Annotated in this window: 21 protein-coding genes; 3 read left to right on the top strand and 18 right to left on the bottom strand. The window is 41.6% G+C overall.

Annotated features, from left to right (window positions below; translation table 11 throughout):
- Nucleotides 1–154 precede the first annotated feature (154 nt).
- The 3 genes from YYK_RS08065 to YYK_RS08075 form a co-directional block, all read right to left on the bottom strand.
- Nucleotides 155–1543: a dihydrolipoamide acetyltransferase gene (locus YYK_RS08065; RefSeq protein ID WP_002937767.1), complete on the bottom strand. Its 1389-nt coding sequence runs from the start codon at nucleotides 1541–1543 to the stop codon at nucleotides 155–157.
- A gap of 340 nt (nucleotides 1544–1883) precedes the next feature.
- Nucleotides 1884–2879: an alpha-ketoacid dehydrogenase subunit beta gene (locus tag YYK_RS08070; RefSeq protein ID WP_002942393.1), complete on the bottom strand. Its 996-nt coding sequence runs from the start codon at nucleotides 2877–2879 to the stop codon at nucleotides 1884–1886.
- A 286-nt stretch (nucleotides 2880–3165) separates the two neighbouring features.
- Entirely contained in the window at nucleotides 3166–4134 is a 969-nt protein-coding gene (locus YYK_RS08075; RefSeq protein WP_012775325.1) for a thiamine pyrophosphate-dependent dehydrogenase E1 component subunit alpha, read from the bottom strand.
- A gap of 232 nt (nucleotides 4135–4366) precedes the next feature.
- On the opposite strand from YYK_RS08075, the gene YYK_RS08080 reads away from it, so the two are divergent.
- Nucleotides 4367–5026, top strand: coding sequence for a trimeric intracellular cation channel family protein (locus tag YYK_RS08080; RefSeq protein ID WP_012775326.1), 660 nt, complete (start codon nucleotides 4367–4369; stop codon nucleotides 5024–5026).
- A gap of 35 nt (nucleotides 5027–5061) precedes the next feature.
- Here YYK_RS08080 and YYK_RS08085 read toward each other — a convergent pair whose 3' ends face one another.
- From YYK_RS08085 to YYK_RS08140, 12 genes are all read right to left on the bottom strand, one after another.
- Nucleotides 5062–6216: a carbohydrate-binding domain-containing protein gene (locus tag YYK_RS08085; RefSeq protein ID WP_012775327.1), complete on the bottom strand. Its 1155-nt coding sequence runs from the start codon at nucleotides 6214–6216 to the stop codon at nucleotides 5062–5064.
- A gap of 164 nt (nucleotides 6217–6380) precedes the next feature.
- Nucleotides 6381–7052 carry a lipoprotein gene (locus YYK_RS08090; protein WP_012775328.1) on the bottom strand — a complete coding sequence of 224 codons (672 nt, stop codon included), beginning with the start codon at nucleotides 7050–7052 and terminating at the stop codon, nucleotides 6381–6383.
- A 281-nt stretch (nucleotides 7053–7333) separates the two neighbouring features.
- Nucleotides 7334–7687 carry a 30S ribosome-binding factor RbfA gene (rbfA, locus tag YYK_RS08095; protein WP_012775329.1) on the bottom strand — a complete coding sequence of 118 codons (354 nt, stop codon included), beginning with the start codon at nucleotides 7685–7687 and terminating at the stop codon, nucleotides 7334–7336.
- 155 nt (nucleotides 7688–7842) lie between these two features.
- Entirely contained in the window at nucleotides 7843–10665 is a 2823-nt protein-coding gene (gene infB, locus YYK_RS08100; protein ID WP_012027745.1) for a translation initiation factor IF-2, read from the bottom strand.
- Nucleotides 10666–10682: 17 nt separating this feature from the next.
- Nucleotides 10683–10991 (bottom strand): YlxQ-related RNA-binding protein, encoded by a 309-nt coding sequence (locus YYK_RS08105; protein WP_012027746.1) that lies wholly within the window; start codon nucleotides 10989–10991, stop codon nucleotides 10683–10685.
- On the bottom strand, nucleotides 10978–11274 hold the full coding sequence (gene rnpM / locus YYK_RS08110; RefSeq protein WP_002942375.1) for an RNase P modulator RnpM: 297 nt from the start codon (nucleotides 11272–11274) through the stop codon (nucleotides 10978–10980). Before rnpM ends, YYK_RS08105 begins: the two co-directional genes overlap by 14 nt.
- Nucleotides 11275–11290: 16 nt before the next feature.
- Nucleotides 11291–12433 (bottom strand): transcription termination factor NusA, encoded by a 1143-nt coding sequence (gene nusA, locus YYK_RS08115; RefSeq protein ID WP_004194726.1) that lies wholly within the window; start codon nucleotides 12431–12433, stop codon nucleotides 11291–11293.
- A 73-nt stretch (nucleotides 12434–12506) separates the two neighbouring features.
- Nucleotides 12507–12977, bottom strand: a complete 471-nt coding sequence (gene rimP / locus YYK_RS08120; protein WP_002942369.1) for a ribosome maturation factor RimP — start codon at nucleotides 12975–12977, stop codon at nucleotides 12507–12509.
- A 570-nt stretch (nucleotides 12978–13547) separates the two neighbouring features.
- A complete protein-coding gene (gene trmB, locus YYK_RS08125; RefSeq protein WP_002939002.1) occupies nucleotides 13548–14186 on the bottom strand; it encodes a tRNA (guanosine(46)-N7)-methyltransferase TrmB in 639 nt (212 codons plus the stop codon).
- Nucleotides 14183–14977 (bottom strand): cell cycle regulator CcrZ, encoded by a 795-nt coding sequence (ccrZ, locus tag YYK_RS08130; RefSeq protein WP_002942360.1) that lies wholly within the window; start codon nucleotides 14975–14977, stop codon nucleotides 14183–14185. The genes trmB and ccrZ overlap by 4 nt, the downstream gene beginning before the upstream one ends.
- 49 nt (nucleotides 14978–15026) lie before the next feature.
- Nucleotides 15027–16067, bottom strand: a complete 1041-nt coding sequence (locus tag YYK_RS08135; RefSeq protein WP_012775685.1) for an ABC transporter permease — start codon at nucleotides 16065–16067, stop codon at nucleotides 15027–15029.
- Complete coding sequence (locus YYK_RS08140) at nucleotides 16064–16798, bottom strand: ABC transporter ATP-binding protein (RefSeq protein ID WP_012027751.1); 735 nt, start codon at nucleotides 16796–16798, stop codon at nucleotides 16064–16066. The genes YYK_RS08135 and YYK_RS08140 overlap by 4 nt, the downstream gene beginning before the upstream one ends.
- Before the next feature lie 62 nt (nucleotides 16799–16860).
- On the opposite strand from YYK_RS08140, the gene YYK_RS08145 reads away from it, so the two are divergent.
- Both YYK_RS08145 and YYK_RS08150 read left to right on the top strand, forming a co-directional pair.
- Nucleotides 16861–17274, top strand: a complete 414-nt coding sequence (locus YYK_RS08145) for an HIT family protein (RefSeq protein WP_012027752.1) — start codon at nucleotides 16861–16863, stop codon at nucleotides 17272–17274.
- Between the two features lies 1 nt (nucleotide 17275).
- Entirely contained in the window at nucleotides 17276–17578 is a 303-nt protein-coding gene (locus tag YYK_RS08150) for a methyl-accepting chemotaxis protein (protein ID WP_012027753.1), read from the top strand.
- Nucleotides 17579–17686: 108 nt separating this feature from the next.
- On the opposite strand, the gene YYK_RS08155 is transcribed toward YYK_RS08150, so the two are convergent.
- From YYK_RS08155 to tsaE, 3 genes are read right to left on the bottom strand one after another with little or no spacing between them, the layout of a single operon-like run.
- Nucleotides 17687–18880: an LCP family protein gene (locus YYK_RS08155; RefSeq protein WP_012027754.1), complete on the bottom strand. Its 1194-nt coding sequence runs from the start codon at nucleotides 18878–18880 to the stop codon at nucleotides 17687–17689.
- The gene (locus YYK_RS08160) at nucleotides 18877–19404 is read right to left on the bottom strand and encodes a GNAT family N-acetyltransferase (protein WP_012775687.1); all 528 of its coding nucleotides are present in this window, start codon (nucleotides 19402–19404) and stop codon (nucleotides 18877–18879) included. The genes YYK_RS08155 and YYK_RS08160 overlap by 4 nt, the downstream gene beginning before the upstream one ends.
- Nucleotides 19397–19837: a tRNA (adenosine(37)-N6)-threonylcarbamoyltransferase complex ATPase subunit type 1 TsaE gene (gene tsaE / locus YYK_RS08165; protein ID WP_012775330.1), complete on the bottom strand. Its 441-nt coding sequence runs from the start codon at nucleotides 19835–19837 to the stop codon at nucleotides 19397–19399. The genes YYK_RS08160 and tsaE overlap by 8 nt, the downstream gene beginning before the upstream one ends.
- Nucleotides 19838–19867: the final 30 nt, after the last annotated feature.

Consider the following 19867-nt stretch of genomic DNA (forward strand, 5'->3'; position numbering starts at 1 on the left):
TCTCTCGCTCTTATTCCCTTTCTTTATTTTTTCTCTTTACCAAATTGAGCACAGGCTAAAAACCTATTGAAAAAGATAAATCGCCTCGTGCCTCAAAGCACATCGTTGATTTCCTATTTTCATACGTTTTTCTTAACGCCTTTTGCATCTTATCTCAGATCAACAATTCCAATGGGTTTTCCAGCAAGTTCTTCAAGTCAACCATGAACTTAGCACCATTCATACCATCAATGATACGGTGGTCGATGGTTAAGCAGAGTGCCATGATTGGACGGATCTTGATTTCGCCGTCAATAACAACTGGTGTTTGAACAGTTGATGCTACACCAAGGATTGCTGAGTTTGGTTGGTTGATGATTGGGTTAAAGGTTTTAGTACCAAACATACCCAAGTTGGTGATAGAGAAGGTCGAACCTGACATTTCAGCCCCCTTCAACTTACCAGATTGAGCCTTCTTGATGACATCTTTCGAAGCCACCACAAAGTCAGACAAGCTCATCTTATCTGCGCCGTGAACAACTGGAACCACCAAGCCATCATCTAGACCCACTGCGATACCAAGGTTGACGAACTTGTGTAATTCGATTTCTTGTGCATCGTTAATCAAAGATGCGTTCATGTAACGGTGTTCTTCTTTCATCAAAGTACGAACAACCGCAAGACCGATCAAGTCTGTAAAGGTTACTTTCAAACCAGTCTTGTTCATGATTGGCTCAAGGACTTGCTTACGAAGTGCCATGAGGTTGGTCATGTCAATATCGTAGTTAAGTGTAAATGTCGGAGCAGTCAAGTAAGAGTTGACCATACCTTTTGAAATCGCCTTACGCATTGGGCTCATCTTGATGATTTCAACGCCTTCTGGCAATTCTTTAGCTGGTTTTTCTTCTGCTTTTGGTACTGGAGCAGCAGTTTCTACAGCTACAGGAGCAAGTACTGCAAGAACGTCGTTCTTGACAATCTTACCGTTGACACCTGAACCTGTAAGGGTTGACAAGTCAACACCTTGGTCTGCTGCAATACGGGCTGCAAGCGGAGTTGCTTTTGGAGCTGCTCCCTTGAAGTCTTCGACGTCAACCTTGTGGACACGACCGTTAGCACCTGTTCCTGGAACAAGACCCAAGTCGATTCCAAGCTCACGCGCCAATTTACGCGCAGCTGGCGTTGCACGCACCTTGCCACTACCTTGTGGTTTGGCAGCAGTTGCAGGAGCAACGATTACTGGTGTACGACCCGCAGGTACTTCTTCAATAGCCGCTGCTGGTTCAACAGCAGGAGCAGATGAAGCGCCGGCTTCAACCGTTTCACCTTCAGCACCGATGTAGGCAATAACTTCTGTTACAGGAACGGTAGCACCGTTTCCGTGAACAATTTTCAATAGGACGCCTGACTCTTCTGCTTCCAGCTCCATGCTGGTCTTGTCAGACATCATTTCCAAGATGACGTCGCCTTCGTTGACAAAATCGCCCTCTTGTTTTTTCCACTCGATGATTTCACCTTCTTGCATGTCCACACCGAGCTTAGGCATAATGATTTCAATAGCCATTATTAAGATACCAAGTCCGAACAGAAAACGAATGAAAAATAGGAAATCGTAGAAAATCCTGATTTTCGTAACGATTTATCTTTTTTCCGAGTTTTCCGGACGGGTTCAATTCCTTTCTTTCAGTTTCTTACCTTGTCAAGAACCAAACCAGACTTCGATAATCGAAGCGGCTCAATTCTTTTCCAAGCATTCTTAGTCATGCTAGAACATTTTATTTCTAGCATATTAGGGTTATCGTCTTTCCGATTGCTTTTCTGACAAGGCGATTTGGTGCAGGCATAACTTACGTTAGGCAAGCCAAATCAACACAGCCAGAAAAGATAAGTGGATGACGATAAAATTAACCCTTGTTTACTTGCTTATAGATTGCCGCTTTGATTTTCTCTACGTTTGGCAATACTGCGTTTTCAAGAATGTTTGCGTAAGGAACTGGTACATCGTCTGAAGCGATACGGATGATTGGTGCATCCAAGTAGTCAAAGGCTTCGCTTTCTGTGATGATTGATGCGATTTCACCGATGAAACCACCTGTTTTGTAAGCATCGTTAACCAAGATAACCTTACCAGTTTTCTTCACAGATTCGATGATCAATTCTTTATCCAATGGGATAAGGGTACGTGGGTCAACCACTTCTACGCTGATACCTTCAGCAGCCACTTCTTCAGCCGCTTTCAAGGCACGTTCCAACATACGACCGTATGAAATAATGGTTACATCAGTACCTTCACGTTTGATTTCACCCTTACCAAGTGGAATGTAGAAATCTGGATCCAAGTTCACTTCTTCTTTTTTACCGTAAAGAGCTTTTGGCTCCAAGAAGATAACTGGGTTGTTGTCAAGGATAGATGATTTCAGAAGACCTTTTGCATCGTTAGCAGTACCAGGTGCAACCACCTTGATACCTGGAATGTGAGTCAACCAAGCTTCAAGAGACTGTGAGTGCTGTGCTGCTGAACCGATACCTGAACCTGAAGCCACACGGAAAGTTACAGGTGTTTTCAAACCACCACCAAACATGTAGTTGGTTTTGGCAGCCTGGTTAACAATTGCATCAAGGGCAATTGTGATGAAGTCCATGAAAGTCAAGTCAACGATTGGACGAAGACCTGTTTGAGCTGCACCAACCGCAGAACCAGCGATTGCAGCCTCAGAGATAGGCGTGTCGCGAACGCGTTTTGGACCAAACTCGTCCAACATACCAACAGATGTACCAAAGTCACCGCCGTAGATACCGACGTCTTCACCCATCAAGAATACTTTTTCATCCTTACGCATTTCTTCGCTTTGAGCCAAGTTAATCGCTTCACGCAAGGCCATTACTTTTGTTTCAGCCATTTTTTACTCCTAATTTATATCAATTTATCTATACTGAACTAAGGAAAACCAAACAATTACTACGATGTAATTGTTTATTGTCCCAGCTTAAGACACCTTAGAATTGTACTCGAACTTGAGTAGGTAGTCCACCCTAGTTTGACTTGCTATTTAGAGCTTAGTCAAACTTCTTACGTTTGTAGTTAGGTTCTGACTAGAGGCTTGGAAAAATAGATGAGCCATTAGTGATGTCCACATCACTAGCTGACTCTCTAATTTTTCTGTGCCTCTTTAACGTCCTCACACCCTAGTCTACAAACACATCCTCATAAGCTACTGAGATGTCTGGATCTGGGCTTTCTTGTGCGAATTTCACAGATGCTTCTACTTGTTCTGCGACTTGTGCTTCGATGGCATCCAATTCTTCGTCTGTCGCAATCTTGTTTTCTGTCAAGTATTTGCGGTATTTCTTAAGTGGGTCTTTTGCTTTCCACTCATTGACTTCTTCTTTAGTACGGTAAACACCTGCATCGGCAGTTGAGTGACCAAACCAGCGGTATGATTCAACTTCGACCATGGCTGGACCTTTACCTGCACGAACGTACTCGATGACTTCTTGCATTTTTTCATAAACAGCAATAACGTCGTTACCATCCTCAACATAATGACCTGGAATACCGTATGCAGCAGCACGTTGGTAGAGGTGAGGAATCTTAGTAGAATAAGAAATGTCAGTTGAAATACCGTAACGGTTGTTTGTAATGAAGAAGATAACTGGCAAGTTCCAAACAGCTGCCAAGTTCATTGATTCGTGGAAGGAACCTTCGTTAGTAGCCGAATCACCTGAGAAGGCAATAACAATGTTATCTGTACCGAGGTATTGTTGCGTAAGGGCCGCACCCACCGCAAGGGCATAACCACCACCTACGATACCGTTTGAACCAAAGTTTCCTTTTTCAACGTTAGCCAAGTGCATCGAACCACCACGACCTTTAGATGTACCTGTTGCCTTACCAGCAAGCTCAGCCATCATGCCGTTGATGTCAATACCTTTTGCAATAACGTGACCGTGACCACGGTGGTGTGAGAAGATGATGTCCTCATCTGTCAATCCAGCAATAGGTCCAACAGCCGCAGCTTCTTCACCGACTGAGAAGTGAGTCATACCTTGTACGAAACCGCGACGCACTAATTTGTTTAATTTCATGTCAACATCACGGATTTGTTGCATTTTCAAGAACATGTCCAAATGTTGTTCTTTTGTGATAGATACCATAATTTCCTCCAAAGGTTTTTCTCTTTCTGTACTATGATAGACCAATATTTCACAAATGGCAAGTAATTGAACCGTTTTCTTTTTACAGAAATTTTTGTGAAAACCTTGATTTAGTGCGTTTTTTCACAAATCATTAAAAGATTCACTTTACTTGTTTGAAACTTTTTTCACAAACTTTGAAATAAGCTTGCACGCCGTCTTTCTTTCTGTTAATATAGGTACGGAGGTTCTTATGGAATTCGATTTATTTCTTATGATTTGTAACTACATAGGCACTATCGCATTTGCTGTTTCGGGGGCCGTAAAAGGATTTAAGAAAAAGTTAGATATTTTTGGAATTAGCTTGCTCGGTATCATTACCGCCGTTGGTGGGGGAATTATTCGAGATACGATGGCCAATCGCATTCCTGCCGCCTTGACTGATCCTACAGCCATCTATTTATCTCTCGGAGTAGCGATTAGCATGTACTTGATTGTTATCAATCTAAAGCAGGACAAACCACTTGATAAGAAGATGATTCATTTCCTTTCCCAGACAAACCTTATCTTTGATGCGATCGGTCTAGCCATCTTCGCCCTCATTGGAGCCAGTACTGGCATCTCTCTCCAACTAAACGCTCTAACCAGTGGTATTCTGGCAGCTTTGACAGGTGTCGGAGGCGGAATCACCCGTGATTTACTCGTCAATGAAACACCCATTGTTCTTAAAGAAGATGTCTATGCTGTCCTTGCATTTTTCTCTGGAGTCCTCTATCATCTTTGCGTTGTAAATTGGAAATTACCACAAATTCCAACCTTCATCACTATTTTTACCATTTCTTTAATCATTCGATTATTGGTAATTAAATACAAAATCAATCTTCCCAATATGGAAAGCAAACGAAAGGTCTGAGTTCGTCAACTCAGACCTTTTTGTATTATTATTGATTACCAGCCACCGTGGCCACCAGCACCTGGTCCTGTTGCTGTGATTTGAGTAATCTGCTCACCGTTAACTGTCACAGTACCTCCTGTCAATTCAGCAGTTCCGTCGAAGTCAAAAGCAGATTGAGCTGTTACATCAATTGTACCACCTGAGATATAAATGTCTCCATTAGCATCAAAGGCATCCGTATCTCCACTACCTACAGCTACTTTCAAGTCACCGCCAGTTACCTTGATGAAGATTTCTGATGATGTTGTACTTGCCGCATTAATAGCATCATCTGAACCATAGACATCTAATGTACCACCATTGATAGTGATATTAGTTCCTTCCAAGGCTTCTGCTGATTCTGATACTGTAATGGTACCTCCGTCAATTGTCAAAGCCGTCTCCGCTTTAATACCATCATCACCTGCTGTTACAGTAATTTCACCACCTGTGATAGTTGTATAACCTTTGGTAGTATCTGTATCATTTGTAGACTTGATACCATCACCACCTGCTGTTACATTGATTGTACCACCATTGATTGTCAATGAATCCTTACCACGGATACCATCATCCACTGCAGTGACGGTAATATTTCCTGAATTCACGACAAGGTCATCTGTCGATACGATGCCATCTTGGAAGTTGCCTTCAACGGTCAGGCTACCATTACCAGTGATGGTCAAATCAGCTTCAACATGGATAGCCCCTTCAATATTGGTGTCTGTATGATTGCTGGTATCTTTCACTGTATTCGTCGTACCATCTTTGATTTCCAATTCAACATTGTCAGCATTAATAACATTGATTGCTGCTGTATCTGAACTTGAAATCTCAGCACCTGCTAGAATGATGCGAACATTGGCATCTGTTTCAACCGTTACACCAGCTGTTGTTGAACCAGTTAAAATATAGGTTCCACCCTCAGTAATTTTCAAGCCATCATTTGAAAGCTTCACTTCTGTCGTTGGAAGGGCTGACCAGTCAATAGTTGACGAACTTGAATCTGATGAAGTGCTATTATTTGAAGTTGTCGCTACACTTGTCTGACTAGTTGCTGCTGAGCTTGAAGTAGTCGTTGAACTTGAAGTAGATGAACATGCTGCTAAGACACCAAGGCTCATAAGAGTAACACCAGAGTAAAGTAATTTTTTAAGATTTGTTTTCATAATGTAGATTCCTTTTCTTTAGGAAGTCGTATCCCTTCCTGATATGCTCCTAGTTTACCTTTCCTTCCTAAAAGAAAGATTAAAGATTGCCAAAAGAAAACTTAAACTTCTTAGGAACTACAAAAGGCCGGGAAACCCAGCCTAGGAATAATCATTGATAAAATCTATAGCTTAACCCAATGCAAGCTTTTCAACTCAAGCAAGGGAGAAGTTTCAGGATTGGTATCTGATTCAGAAATCCGTTTTAAACCTGGAATCATCGCATTGTATTGATAAATGCGAAAAACACCAGCTCCTTCAAATAAGTATGTTCCATCCTGTAAAGGACGAAGTAGGGCGTCCGGTCCAATTTCAAATCCAAGATTGCGGAAATTATCCACCAAACGTAGACTCTCATCGGCAAGCTGAGTATAAAGGTCAATTAAGACATATTCTCCCGACTTGTCCAAAGCTAGAAGCAGCTCCTCTGTACCATCATGGTTAACATCATACAAACTATAAAATATTCCACTGTATTCTTGCCCCTGGCTAGTTAATAAGCTCAGATAGCTACTGGCCTCATCCTGATTAATTGCCTCAGCAGGCTGACCCATATTCGCTTGATAACGATCAATAACTGATTGGTATACTTCACTTAGCTCAGGAGTGGTCACTGAGGATGCTTGCGTCTCGGAGCTAGATGCTATTGTTGACGCTTGCTGCAAACTAGAACCATCTGAAACTTGGCTTGAAGCACTAGAACTAGAACTCTCACCACCTTTTACCTGATTAGACTGACAAGCAGCTAATAGTACAACCGTGGACACTAACATCAGTTTACTAATAAATATTTTCATAACTTCCTCCTGTGCTCTATCTTTGGTCTTATACTCTTCGAAAATCAAAATTATCCGTTGTCAACTTGCCTTGATGAGTGAAAAGCTCCAGTGGAGGTTTTCAGCCTGTTACCATGAAATAAGATAGTAACAGAGTTCTATCTTCGACTTCGTTTCCTAGTCTACTTTTGATTTTCATTGAGTATTAGTATAACATCTTTCCGAGGGCTTGTAAACGCCACCATATATGGACAAAGCATCCGAGCCAGAAAAAGCCGAATGTTGCCATCCGACTTTTGTTGTTAATCTTTCTGATCAAGAGCACGCAACATTTGGTCAATTTTATTGCCGTACTCAATTGATTGGTCTTTTTCAAAGACCAAATCCGGAATTTTATAAAGAGTTAACTTACGACCAAGTTCTCTCTTAATGGTTCCCGTCGCTTTTTCAAGACCCGTTTGTGCTTTTTGATTATCGGATGCCAAATTACTCATGATTGTGTAATAAACCTTGGCCGTTGACAAATCGCCGACCATCTGAACATCTGTAATAGTCACTCCCTGCACACGTGGATCACGAACTTTCTTTTGCAAAATCTCATTGACTTCGCGCTTGATTTCCATCCCGACACGGTCTGTACGAAAATGATTCGCCATATTCTTTCCTTTCTTAGATGATAGAAAAGCTGAGTTTCCCCAGCTTGAATAATCCAAGTAGATTAAAAACTATTGCTTTAAAACCTACTAAAATCTATTAAATTGTCACTTCCTCGACAAAATCACTTGTCTATGACTTTGACAGTGAGAAAATATTATTTTTTGATTTCTTCCATGATGTAAGCTTCAATGGTATCATCAACTTTCAAGTCGTTGTAGTTCTCAATCATCAAACCACCCTCTTGGGCATTACCAACTTCTTTCACGTCATCTTTATAGCGTTTCAAACTAGCTAGTTTACCATCAAATACTACAACACCATCACGGATAACTCGAACACTTGAATCACGGGTAACCTTACCACGTACGACCATGAAACCACCGATTGTTCCAACTTTGGATACCTTGAAGGTTTCACGAATGATTGCCTCACCAATGATTTTTTCTTCATATTCTGGATCAAGCATACCTTTCATGGCATCTTCCATCTCTTCGATAACCTTGTAAATGATGCTGTGAAGACGTACTTCAACATCATCTGCTTCAGCTTGGCTACGCGCTTCAGCTGTTGGACGAACGTTGAAACCAATCACAAGAGCATTTGAAGCTTCCGCAAGAGTAATATCTGATTCATTGATAGCACCAACTGCAGAGTGGACGATATTGACACGTACTCCCTCTACTTCAATCTTTTGAAGCGATGATGCAAGAGCTTCAACAGAACCTTGTACGTCGGCCTTGATAATCACATTAACTGACTTAACCTCACCTGCTTTAAGGGTATCAAAGAGGTTTTCAAGACTAACTCGTTGCGTTGCTTGACGCTGTTTAAGAAGAGCACGTTTAGCACGTTCTTCACCTGCTGCACGAGCTGATTTTTCATCTTCATAAACCGCGAAATGGTCGCCAGCCATTGGCGTTTCGTTCAAACCAGTAATAGATACCGGTGTAGATGGACCAGCAGTTTTAACACGACGACCAAGGTCATTTGTCATGGCACGAACACGTCCGAAGGTATTTCCGACAACGATTGGGTCTTGAACATTAAGTGTCCCTTGTTGAACGAGGAGGGTTGCAACCGCACCTTTCCCTTTATCCAAATGAGCTTCGATAACTGTACCAATCGCACGAACAGTTGGGTCTGCCTTCAGTTCTTGGATTTCAGCAACCAAAAGAACAGTTTCCAACAATTCATCAATGTTTTGGTTAAACTTAGCTGAGATTTCTACAAATTCAGATTCTCCACCCCAAGCGGTTGAGATAACACCGTGCTCAGCCAATTCACCGATGACACGCTCTGGGTTTGCACCTGGCTTGTCAATCTTGTTGATAGCTACAATGATCGGCACATTAGCTGCTTTTGAGTGGTTGATAGCCTCAATCGTTTGCGGCATGACACCATCATCTGCTGCAACAACTAGGATGGTCAAGTCGGTAACAGATGCACCACGTGCACGCATAGAAGTAAAGGCCGCGTGTCCTGGAGTATCCAAGAAGGTAATTTTCTTACCAGCTTCCTCAATTTGGTAGGCACCGATATGCTGTGTGATACCTCCAGCTTCTCCAGTAGCAACACGAGAATTACGTAGGGTGTCCAACAAGGTTGTTTTACCATGGTCAACGTGTCCCATGATAGTCACAACAGGTGGGCGTTCTGTCATCTCTTCTTCATTGAGGTAGCCCTCTTCTACGAAGAAACGCTCAATATCTGCGTTATCGACCTCTACCTTTTCTTTCGCTTCAATACCATAATCAACCATGAGGAGTTCGATAGTATCTCCATCCAAAGATTGGTTTTGAGTCGCCATAACTCCCATAAGGAAGAGTTTTTTCACAATTTCAGCAGGTTCACGTTTGATTCGTTTTGCAATTTCTGCGACGGTCATGCCAGCAGTATATTCAAATTCAGTTGGCAATTCGTGGAACTTGCGTTCTGTGACAGGTTTGGCAGGTTGGTTAGCCTTGCCTTTTTTATTTTTCTTGTTGTTATTCCAGTTACTTGTTCTTTGATTTCTCACTTGATTTTGACTATTTCGATTTCTTTGTTGTTTCCGTGGACCATCTTCTTCGTCACTATTAAAGTCACGTTTTTTATCTGGTCGAGCTTGTTTCTTACGACGGGTATCTACAGTAGTTTCTGCAACTTGCTCTGGTACCGATGCAACAAGTGCAGGTTTCACAAATGGTTTGCTTTCCACAACCGGTTCTTCAAACTTAATTTCTTTTGGCTTCTTAGGTTGCTTTTTAGCTTCCTGAGCCTGACGAAAACGTTCTTCACTGGTACGAGCATACTCCGCATTTTGTTCTGCTTTCAAAGCAGCAGCACGCGCTTTGAAGTCAATTTTAGGTCCTGCTGGTTTTGCAGCCTCTCTTTGTTCAAAGCGAGCTAACCGACCTGAACGATTGTCCTGACGACGGTTGTCTCGATTATCGCGACGGTCTCCAAATCGGTTGTCTTTCCGCTCTTCTGGACGCTGGTCACGACGATTGTCGCGGCGATCATTTCGCTCATTGTTTGAACGTCCCTGACCTAGTTGACGGTTGTCACGACGGTCCTGATCAGATTTAGCTTGACCACCTTTTCCTTGATTCTGAGCTCGCTTAGCAGCCTGCTCTTTGGCCCGTGCTTCACGCTCTGCCTTAAAGTTTCGACTCTGTGGACGATGTGAAGCTGATTGTACTGCACTTGCCGCAACTTCTTCTTTTACTACTGGCTGTGTTTCCTTAGCTTTTTCTACCTTAGCTGTTTCCACTTTTGGAGTTTCATCAACCTTCTCAGGCTTGCTAACTTTTGCCGCAACTTTAGTTGCCTCTGATTTTTGTCCCCCAAAGCTTTCTGCAAGGCGTTTAGCACTTGCTTCATCTACGCTTGAAGCATGACTTTTGACTTCAAAACCCAATTCTTGAGCCTTAGCAACAACTTCCTTACTGCTTACGCCTAATTCACGGGCTATTTCATTCAATCTCTTCTTAGACAATGCCTTGTCCTCCTGTTCTATTCCATAATAGACCTCATCTTCTTTGTAAATCCAGCGTCTGTCACTGCAAGAACTTTTCTAGCCTTGCCGACAGCTGCACTCAATTCCAGTGTTGAAAACACTGTTACAACTTCTACTTGATAGGTATGACTTTTATCTGTTACTTTTTTACTTAAATTTCCAGCAGCATCTTCGGCTAAAAACACCAACTTTGCCTGCCCTTTTTGAATAGCTTCAACAACCAGGTCCTCACCCGAAACCAGGCGACCAGCTCGCTGGGCCAAACCTAATAAATTTAAGATTTGCTGTCTCTTATTCGAGTCCAAGTTCTCTCCTCTTGATCTTATGATCAACATAGGCAATTAATTCATCGTAAAATTCTTCGGCCACTTCCATACTAAAGGAACGATCGAAGACACGACGTTTCTTAGCTTGGCTTGCCTCATCATTGTCAAGCTTGATGTAAGCTCCACGACCATTTGCCTTGCCTGTTGGATCGATAAATACTTGACCTTCTTTATTTTTTACAATACGGAGCAAATCCCGTTTGTCGATGATTTCACCGGACACCACAGACTTGCGCAAGGGTATTTTTCTAGCTTTTGCCATGGTTGCTCCTTTTGCCTTATTCTTGTTCTTCTGCGACTTCTTCTACAACTTCGTCTGTTGCATATTGAGTTGCTTCAAAAGCTTCATACTCCGATGCTGACTTGATGTCGATACGGAATCCTGTCAAATGCGCTGCCAAACGAACGTTTTGACCACGACGACCAATTGCCAATGACAACTTATCATCTGGTACAACGACTGTAGCATGTTTCCCATCTTCCGTGTCAAACAATACTTGGTCAACTTCAGCAGGTGCAAGGGCATTGTAGATAAATTCCGCTTCATCTGCTACCCACTCGATAACGTCAATATTTTCCTCAGTAGGAATCATACGGTCATTCTTAGCATCATAACGAGCTGGGTGGAATTTGCTAGTGATTTTCTTAATATTTGAACCACCACGACCAACGATAGTACCAATAGCATCTACGTTTGGATTATGGCTACGAACAGCCACTTTCGTACGGTCTCCAGCTTCACGGGCAACACTCATGATTTCAACTGTTCCATCGTATACTTCTGGAATTTCCTGTTCCATGAGACGTTTGATCATTTCTGGATGGCTACGGCTGACAAATACGTTAACACCACGACCATTGTCTTCTACCTTGTAGACATAGACTTCGATGCGATCATGAGATTGGAAAACCTCACCAGGAATTTGGTCTTGTTTTGACAATTGTGCTTCAATCGTACCAAGGTTGACATAGATAAAGCGATTATCAAAACGCTCTACCGTACCTGACATAATCTCATTTTCATGTTGCTTGTAGGTATTGAAGGTAATGGCACGCTTTTGTTTGCGCATCTTTTCCATGATGGTCTGTTTAGCTGATTGAGCAGCTACACGTCCAAATTCCGCTGGGTCTTCTTGGAATTTAATTTTGTCACCCATTTCATAAGCTGATGAAATAGCCAAGGCATCTTTTAGACTAATTTCTAGTCGGCTATCAAATACTTCATCTACTACTTCACGAACAGTAAATACATGGAAATCGCCTTTTTTCTCGTCAAATTCAATCACTGCTGATTCTGATTGACCATAACGGCGTTTATAAGCTGAACGAAGCGACTCTGTAACTGCATCAATGATATCCGCTTTGTTAATACCCATGTCTTCCTCTAAAATACGGAAGGCTTCTAGCATTTCTTTACTCATGTTGTTTTCCTTTTGCGCTCAAAAGGTCCTTTCTTAAAGTCTAATATCTTTATAAAATACTCATGAAAGAGCATTATAACTTAACAGCCAAACGGGCCTTAGCCACCGTCTGGTAAGGAATAGTTACTTCCTTCTTACGAGTTTTATCCATATACTCCATAATCAGGTCTGTTCCATCAAAGGAGAGCAACGTTCCTTCAAAAACCTTGATTTTATCAATTGCCTGATAGAGTTTGACATGGATGTACTTTCCAACCGCCTTCTCAACAGCATCTGCCGTTTTTAAAGGACGTTCCAAACCTGGACTTGTTACCTCCAGCATGTATTGGTCTGGAAATGGGTCTGGTTTGATAGTGTCCAAAATCGGACTGATCTTTTCGGATAAATCTGCCGTATCTTGAAGGGAAATTCCACCCTCCTTATCGACAAAAATCGATAGGACATAGTCACCGCCCATTTTACCATATTCCACATCTACCAACTCGTAAGGAGTTTGAATAGCGGGGGTAATTGCTGCTGTGACCAATTCAATAATTGATGACATAAACACCTCCTATTTTTACAGTCGCTAGAAATACATTACTCAAATAGTTCGCACTATCCAGGACTCTCTATTTCCTTTGACAGTAAACTCCCTTGTACTATCATTCATTCTATATACAGAAATCCGTGTACAGGGAAAGGGTTGACTGACGCCAACCCCTTTTCTCATTATTCACTTCCATTATTCTATCATATCTATCCCTATTTGTAAAGGAAAACGATGGATTATAGACATTTATAATCTTTTAGTTTACTTTTAGTACTCTCTCCAAAGGTTTGGGGAACCTTTGGAGGTTGGAGATAGGGCGAAGCAAGTTCACTTCAATAGCTGCAGACAGCTTGTACAGTCGAGTGACTGTGCAAGGTTGGAGATAGCCCTTGCGGAGCAAGTCACCCCTGAAGAGTACGGCAAAGCGAATTCAAACAATCCAGTGGAGTGTTTGAACTTAGAAATAAGGAAACGGAATTTCCTCTTACGTCGAAGTAATAAAAGAAAAACTGAATGACTATAGTTTATTCGACAAAGGAAAAAGGTCTCTGTTAGACCTCTCCTCATTTTCCACTAAGGGAATTATTGAAACTGTGCTTCCACACGATAGATGACTTGACCCTTGTTTGAGAATTTCTCCTCATACTCTGTCATAACGTTACCTTCCAAACCATCCGCATGCAAATCTAGCCAAACCTGCTTCAAGACCATGCCATATTGAGAAAAACTAGCCAGGCTATACTCAAACAGACCACGATTATCTGTTTTGAAGTGGATTTCTCCCTTCTCAGGTAGGATTTCCTTGTAGGTATCCAAGAATGACTTGTAGGTCAAACGGCGTTTCTCATGACGTTTCTTAGGCCATGGATCTGAAAAATTCAGATAAAGCTGATCTATTTCTGCCGGTGCAAAATAGTTGGTCAAACTCGAACCATCCACCTGCAATAATTTTATATTTGGTAAACCAGCTTCAAGCACACGGTCCAAGGCATAGCTTAACACGGTCATCTGAATATCAATACCAATATAGTTAATATCTGGATTTTGCGCAGCCATACCAGTGACAAAGCGACCTTTACCAGAACCAACTTCTATGTGGATAGGATTATTGTTTCCAAAAATCTCTGCCCATTTCCCCTTACACTCCTCTGGATTGGAGATAACATACTGGGGATTGTTTGCTAGAAGCTCACTCGCTCCCTTACGATTTCTAACTCTCATACTTCCTTATAGAAACTCTGACGGAATTGCCGTAGAGCATAAATTTCTTTATTTGCAGCCAAAACATTGTAGCTTTCTACATGCTTAGCTATTTGGTTTAGATAGCCAAGCTGGCCATACCAATAAACCTTATTTAATACTGTGCTGTTATATTTGTAGCCATAAGCCCGAAGCCACTCTTCCCAGGACTGACGAGGAATATAATGCGTCAAAATATAGGCAACATCCAACATCCGATCCGTTACACAAGCGGTCTCCCAATCTGTCAAATACACCAAACCAGACGTCGTTTCTACCCAGTTACTATGATGCAAATCTCCATGAACAAATGTTGCCACCTCTTGACGGAATCTTGGTAGATTATTCAATAAATCTTGACAGATAGATTGCAGATAAGAATTCTGTCCCAATCTAGTTGGTGCCTCTTTTTGCCAACGATAAACCAAATCCTGAGGTTCCATATAGGTATAATTCATCTGCAAAGCCTGATTGAGCAAAATGCGAGAATAGTGCATTCTCACCAGTATTTGACGAATCTGTTTACTAGTCATATCTTGACGCTCCAAGGTACGACCATTCAACCACTCCTGCTCTACACGATGCCCCATTCCTACTTCACGATTTGCTGACAAAACGGGTGGTGTAATTTGCTCACGCGCAAGAGCAGACACTATCGGAGGCATCTCATACTTCACAAAGACTGGCGTTCCGTCTGACCGTAGGCCTTTAAACGCTTTGCCACTATTTCCTGCAATAGACTGTAATTGTAGCCCACTGGTATCAAACTGCATGCCTTTCCTCCTTTAAAAATTCCTTACTATTTTACTAATTTTCGTCTATTTAGTCAATCAATTTTTTTAATTTTAGAGGCAAATATATTTCATGCAAGAAAATCCCCACGAGAAGTAAGACGACTACCATCGCATTCTCTTTAGAAAATAGCAGAGCAAAGCCCAATTCCACTACTAATAGACTATATAAAATCACTCTAAGCAAATTCTGAAGACCAATTTTCTTGGAATCTTTCTCCAGAGGATACAGTTGTGTTATATATTGATAATCATAATGCTTGTAAAGCCCCAACAACTGGAAGACAAGCAAATAATGAAAGACTAAAACTAGGCCGATGGATAACCACGATTCTTCAATGGCAAATAGGGACAAAATCGCCAACAACAGTAGACGTATCGTCAAGCCCAAGTAGTCTCCTGAACGCAAGAAAGCCCGTAAGTAGAGATAAAACCAAGTCTGTCTCGACTTGACGAGACGCAAGATTCCATTGAGATAGCTTCTCGGTTTAACAGTCGTACTGATTCCTTTAACCGTTGTAAATAAGGCAAAGAAACGTAAAATAGACTGTTTCCTTTTTTGTTCATCTTGAATAGCCTTAGACCAGTCCAATACTCCCTGTGACTGATAAGCCACTAATTGGCGCTTGACAAAAAGACATTTTAAAACCAACAAAGTAAGAAGACCAGATACAATCATCCACACCGGTAAACCCAGTTTCAAATAGATTGGTAACAAAACAAGCTGAACCACCACCTGTATAGAGGACCAAAACAAGACCGTGCGTCTGGCTGCAACCTCGAGTCCTTGCAGAATGTCTTTTTCCTTGGTCAATAGGAAGATTTGATCAGCTTCTTCTAAATAAGTCGCAATTCTTCCGGACAATAGCACCAGTAGACTGATTGCAATAACCACCAAAACAATCGGCAACGGATTCTCAGGGAATGACAACAATAATTGACGATATTGCAAACTCAAAAAGCCTAATAAAACCATGAGAACCAAAACAAAATGGTCATTCAGAACATAGCGCAGATACTTGGAACAACGATTTAAAAAATCTAGTCGGCGTTGTTGAAACAATTCTTTCATCCAGCCACTCCTTCTTGCGTCAAGGCCAGATAAATTTCATTCAGACTTGCACCATCCATACCAAATGCGCTTTGTAGCTCCTCCAAATTTCCAGTTGCACGGACCTGTCCCTGATGTAAAATCACAAAAGAGTCGCACATTTTCTCAGCTGAGTCAAGAACGTGAGTGGACATGAGGATTGAAGTGCCCTTAGATTTTTCTTCCCCCAAAAGAGCGATTAAATCAGAGATAGCCACAGGGTCTAATCCCAGAAAAGGCTCATCAACAATCAACAGACTCGGCTCCACCATAAAAGCACAAATAATCATGACCTTCTGCTTCATTCCCTTTGAAAAATTGACAGGAAACCAGTCCAATTTCTCATCCAAGCGAAACAGTTTTAACAAGTGCTCAACACGTCCCCAAGCTTGCTCCCAGGATAAATCATAGGCCATTGCTACCACTTCCAAGTGCTCTTTGAGGGTTAGTTCTTCATACAAACTTGGTGTTTCAGGGATAAACCCAATTTTCTTCCGATAATTTTCAGCCCCTTGTAGCAAAGTTAGGCCGTCAATTACAATCTGTCCTTGATAGGGTGTCAAAAGACCGATAATTTCCTTAATAGTCGTTGATTTCCCTGCACCATTTAAACCAATTAGACCAACTAATTGACCATCCTCAACGGTAAAAGATACATCTTTCAAAACTGGGATATTGACATATCCTCCAGTTACATTTTTTACTTCTAACATACATTTCTTCCTATAATTTGATATAATTATTATAACAAAAATCCTAGAAAGAGGTTGCCATTATGTCGGATTGTATTTTTTGCAAAATTATTTCTGGAGAAATACCAGCTTCAAAAGTCTACGAAGATGACCAAGTATTAGCCTTTTTAGACATCACTCAGGTCACAAAAGGACACACATTGGTTGTCCCTAAAAAACACTACCGAAACGTGCTTGACATGGATGAAGAAGCTGCAGCCACACTCTTTTCTGTTGTGCCAACCATCGCTCGTCAGTTAAAAGAAAAACTTAGAGCTAGCGGTCTAAACATCGTTAATAATAACGAGGAGGCCGCTGGGCAAACCGTCTTTCATACACACATCCATCTCTTACCACGCTTTAACAATCAAGATGGATTGAGCATTCAATTTAAAGCCAACGCCCCTGACTTCCCAGCCCTGGCTCAACTGGCACAAGAGCTCTATCTAGGAGAATAATATGAAACTTCGTAATATCATTTTAGCCGTAAGCGCCGCTACCGCCAGCTTCCTTGCAGTCACGCATCGGGATAAAATTACCAAAGAAATAAAGGAAACCAAACAACTTCTATCAGATATTCAACTGAGCAAGGACAATATTCAGGAACAACTTGCCATTATCCAAAGTTTTCAAGAGCCCTTGCAGGAAATGGCTTCTGACTTACAATATAAGACTCGAGTCTATCAGCAAAGTATTGCAGGAAACTTGGAAGAAATCCAACAGATTCTCAAAAAATACCAGAATGAGAATAACACTCCCTAACATCTGGAATTTCCAAATATATAAAAATAGAGGTTGAAAACAACCTCTATTTTTATAGGCTTTTAGTACTCGCTCGTCAAAGTAATAAAAGAAAAACTAATGACTACATTATTGTGCCCCGTTTTCATCACCGAGTACTGGCTCTGTTGAAAAATCGGTTACCTGCTCTTCTGTTGTCACAGTCGTAGTAGCCGATGGACTCCCTATTTCTGGATCCAAGCTTTCTGCCCATGGACTTGCTTCTAACAGCAAGAGATTTGTATATGCATCATAAACGTTTATTGGACTTGGCAATCCCATCTGTCCTTCGTAGACCTTCACGTTTGTGACTAAGTCGGTCTTTTCTTCTAAGCCGATAGATTTTTTCAGAACATTTTGCATTTCCAATAGATGTGTACTGGTTGGTAATTGATAATAGATTGCATCAACCATTTGATCCACACCGCGCAACTGATAGGAATTCAACTTGGAGACAGAGTCCTTGTACCCCAAGAGATTTGGAATTGTTACAGGACTAATCTCAATGTTGGTTCGCATATTATTAGAAATGGCAGTCAGAATCTTCTTATACTGGGTAAAACCGTCTAACTGAAGGAGTTTTTTTATAATAGCCGTTATAACTTCACGTTGACGTCTCTGACGACCAATATCCCCCTCAGGATCATCATAGCGCATCCGAGCATAAACCAGCGCCTGATCCCCATTTACCAACTGTTTCCCCGGCTGGACAATAGAGGTGTAGGCAGGCTCATGTTCCGAAATGGATATAGGGAAGCCAAGAGTATTGTTTACCTCAATACCTCCAACCGCATCAACAAGCTCAACCAGACCATCCATATTTATTTCGATATAACGGTCAATGTTAATATCCATCATCTTTTCGATCGTGGCAATGGCCATTGGTGCCTGTCCGTAGCTATAAGAATGATTTAGTTTTTCAACCGTTCCTGAAGACTCCCCATTCGCTTCTGCAATCTCAACCATAATATCACGAGTCAAGCTCATCATATTGGTTTCCTTAGTCTTGGGATTAACAGTTACCAAAATCATCGAATCACTACGGCCACCCTCCCAATCTCCCCCGCGGGTCGCTTGGTCCATATCCACCCCCATCAGTAGGATAGTTAGGGGCTCTGTCGCATCAATCGGAGTTATTTTTTCTTCTCCATCTAGCTGCTTAAATGTTTTCGAAATAGCATCCGTAGAAAAATTTAACAAGCTGGCTCCATATATTAAGCCGGCACCTACTGTTAAACCAATAATAGCCAAAGACATTAAGAATATTTTTTTTCCAATTGTCATACTTCACCAATTAACTTGCCCATATAATAAAGATCAAGCCATTCTCCTTCATCTGTTCTAGCCCCACCTATCTGGGTTCCTTCAATGTTGAATCCTAGTTTTTGGTATAAATGTACTGCCGCCTGATTGCGAACCTGAACCGTTAATTCCAAACGCTTCAATACATCCATTTCCTCTGCCCAATGCAATACTTCCTCCAGTAAAATCGTCCCTATACCGTGACCCCAGTAGGCTTTTTTTACTGCAATAAAAATATTTCCGATATGGCTAATGCGAAACTGCTTAGAGGACTTAACAGAAATTGCGCCGACGACTTCCGAACCAACCTTAGCCAACAGGCACAATTCACGAGGATTTTCGATCCCTGCTTCGAAGATGGTCTCTATTTCATCAACACTAAATCGAAAACCAGTCTCATCCATGACTAGATAATCCGTTTCTCTAGCAACTTGATTCATAAAATCAATAAAAGCTGCTGCATCAGCTGGTTCAGCTTCACTAAAATACACTTCTTTTTCAGACATTTTGGAACTCCTTCGCTAAATCGCTACTTTGAGCTCCATGAGATTCGACTGTCAATCGTCGACCATCTCCCTCTTTCTCTATACGAATGAGCAAATAGTCATCAAATAGACTGACATCCAGTAATTCTCCCCACTCGATAACCGTTAGACCTCCTCCATAGAGAAAATCATCCAAATCAATCGAGTCAGGGTCATCTCCAATTCGATAAACATCTAAGTGATAGAGCGGCATGGCCCCCTCATACTCTCGAACAATCGTATAAGTAGGACTCTTAATCATCTGTTCAATTTTTAACCCCTTGGCCAAACCCTTGGTCAGAGTTGTTTTCCCAGCACCCAAATCCCCTGATAATACTAGAACTTGATTTGGCTTACAGGCCTTTCCAATTCTCTCACCAATGGCAATCAATTCATTTTCATTCTGACTATACATGTCTTTAATTATACCATAGCCCCAGTAGTT

It is taken from the genome of Streptococcus suis S735, assembly GCF_000294495.1.
GTDB classification, from domain to species: domain Bacteria; phylum Bacillota; class Bacilli; order Lactobacillales; family Streptococcaceae; genus Streptococcus; species Streptococcus suis.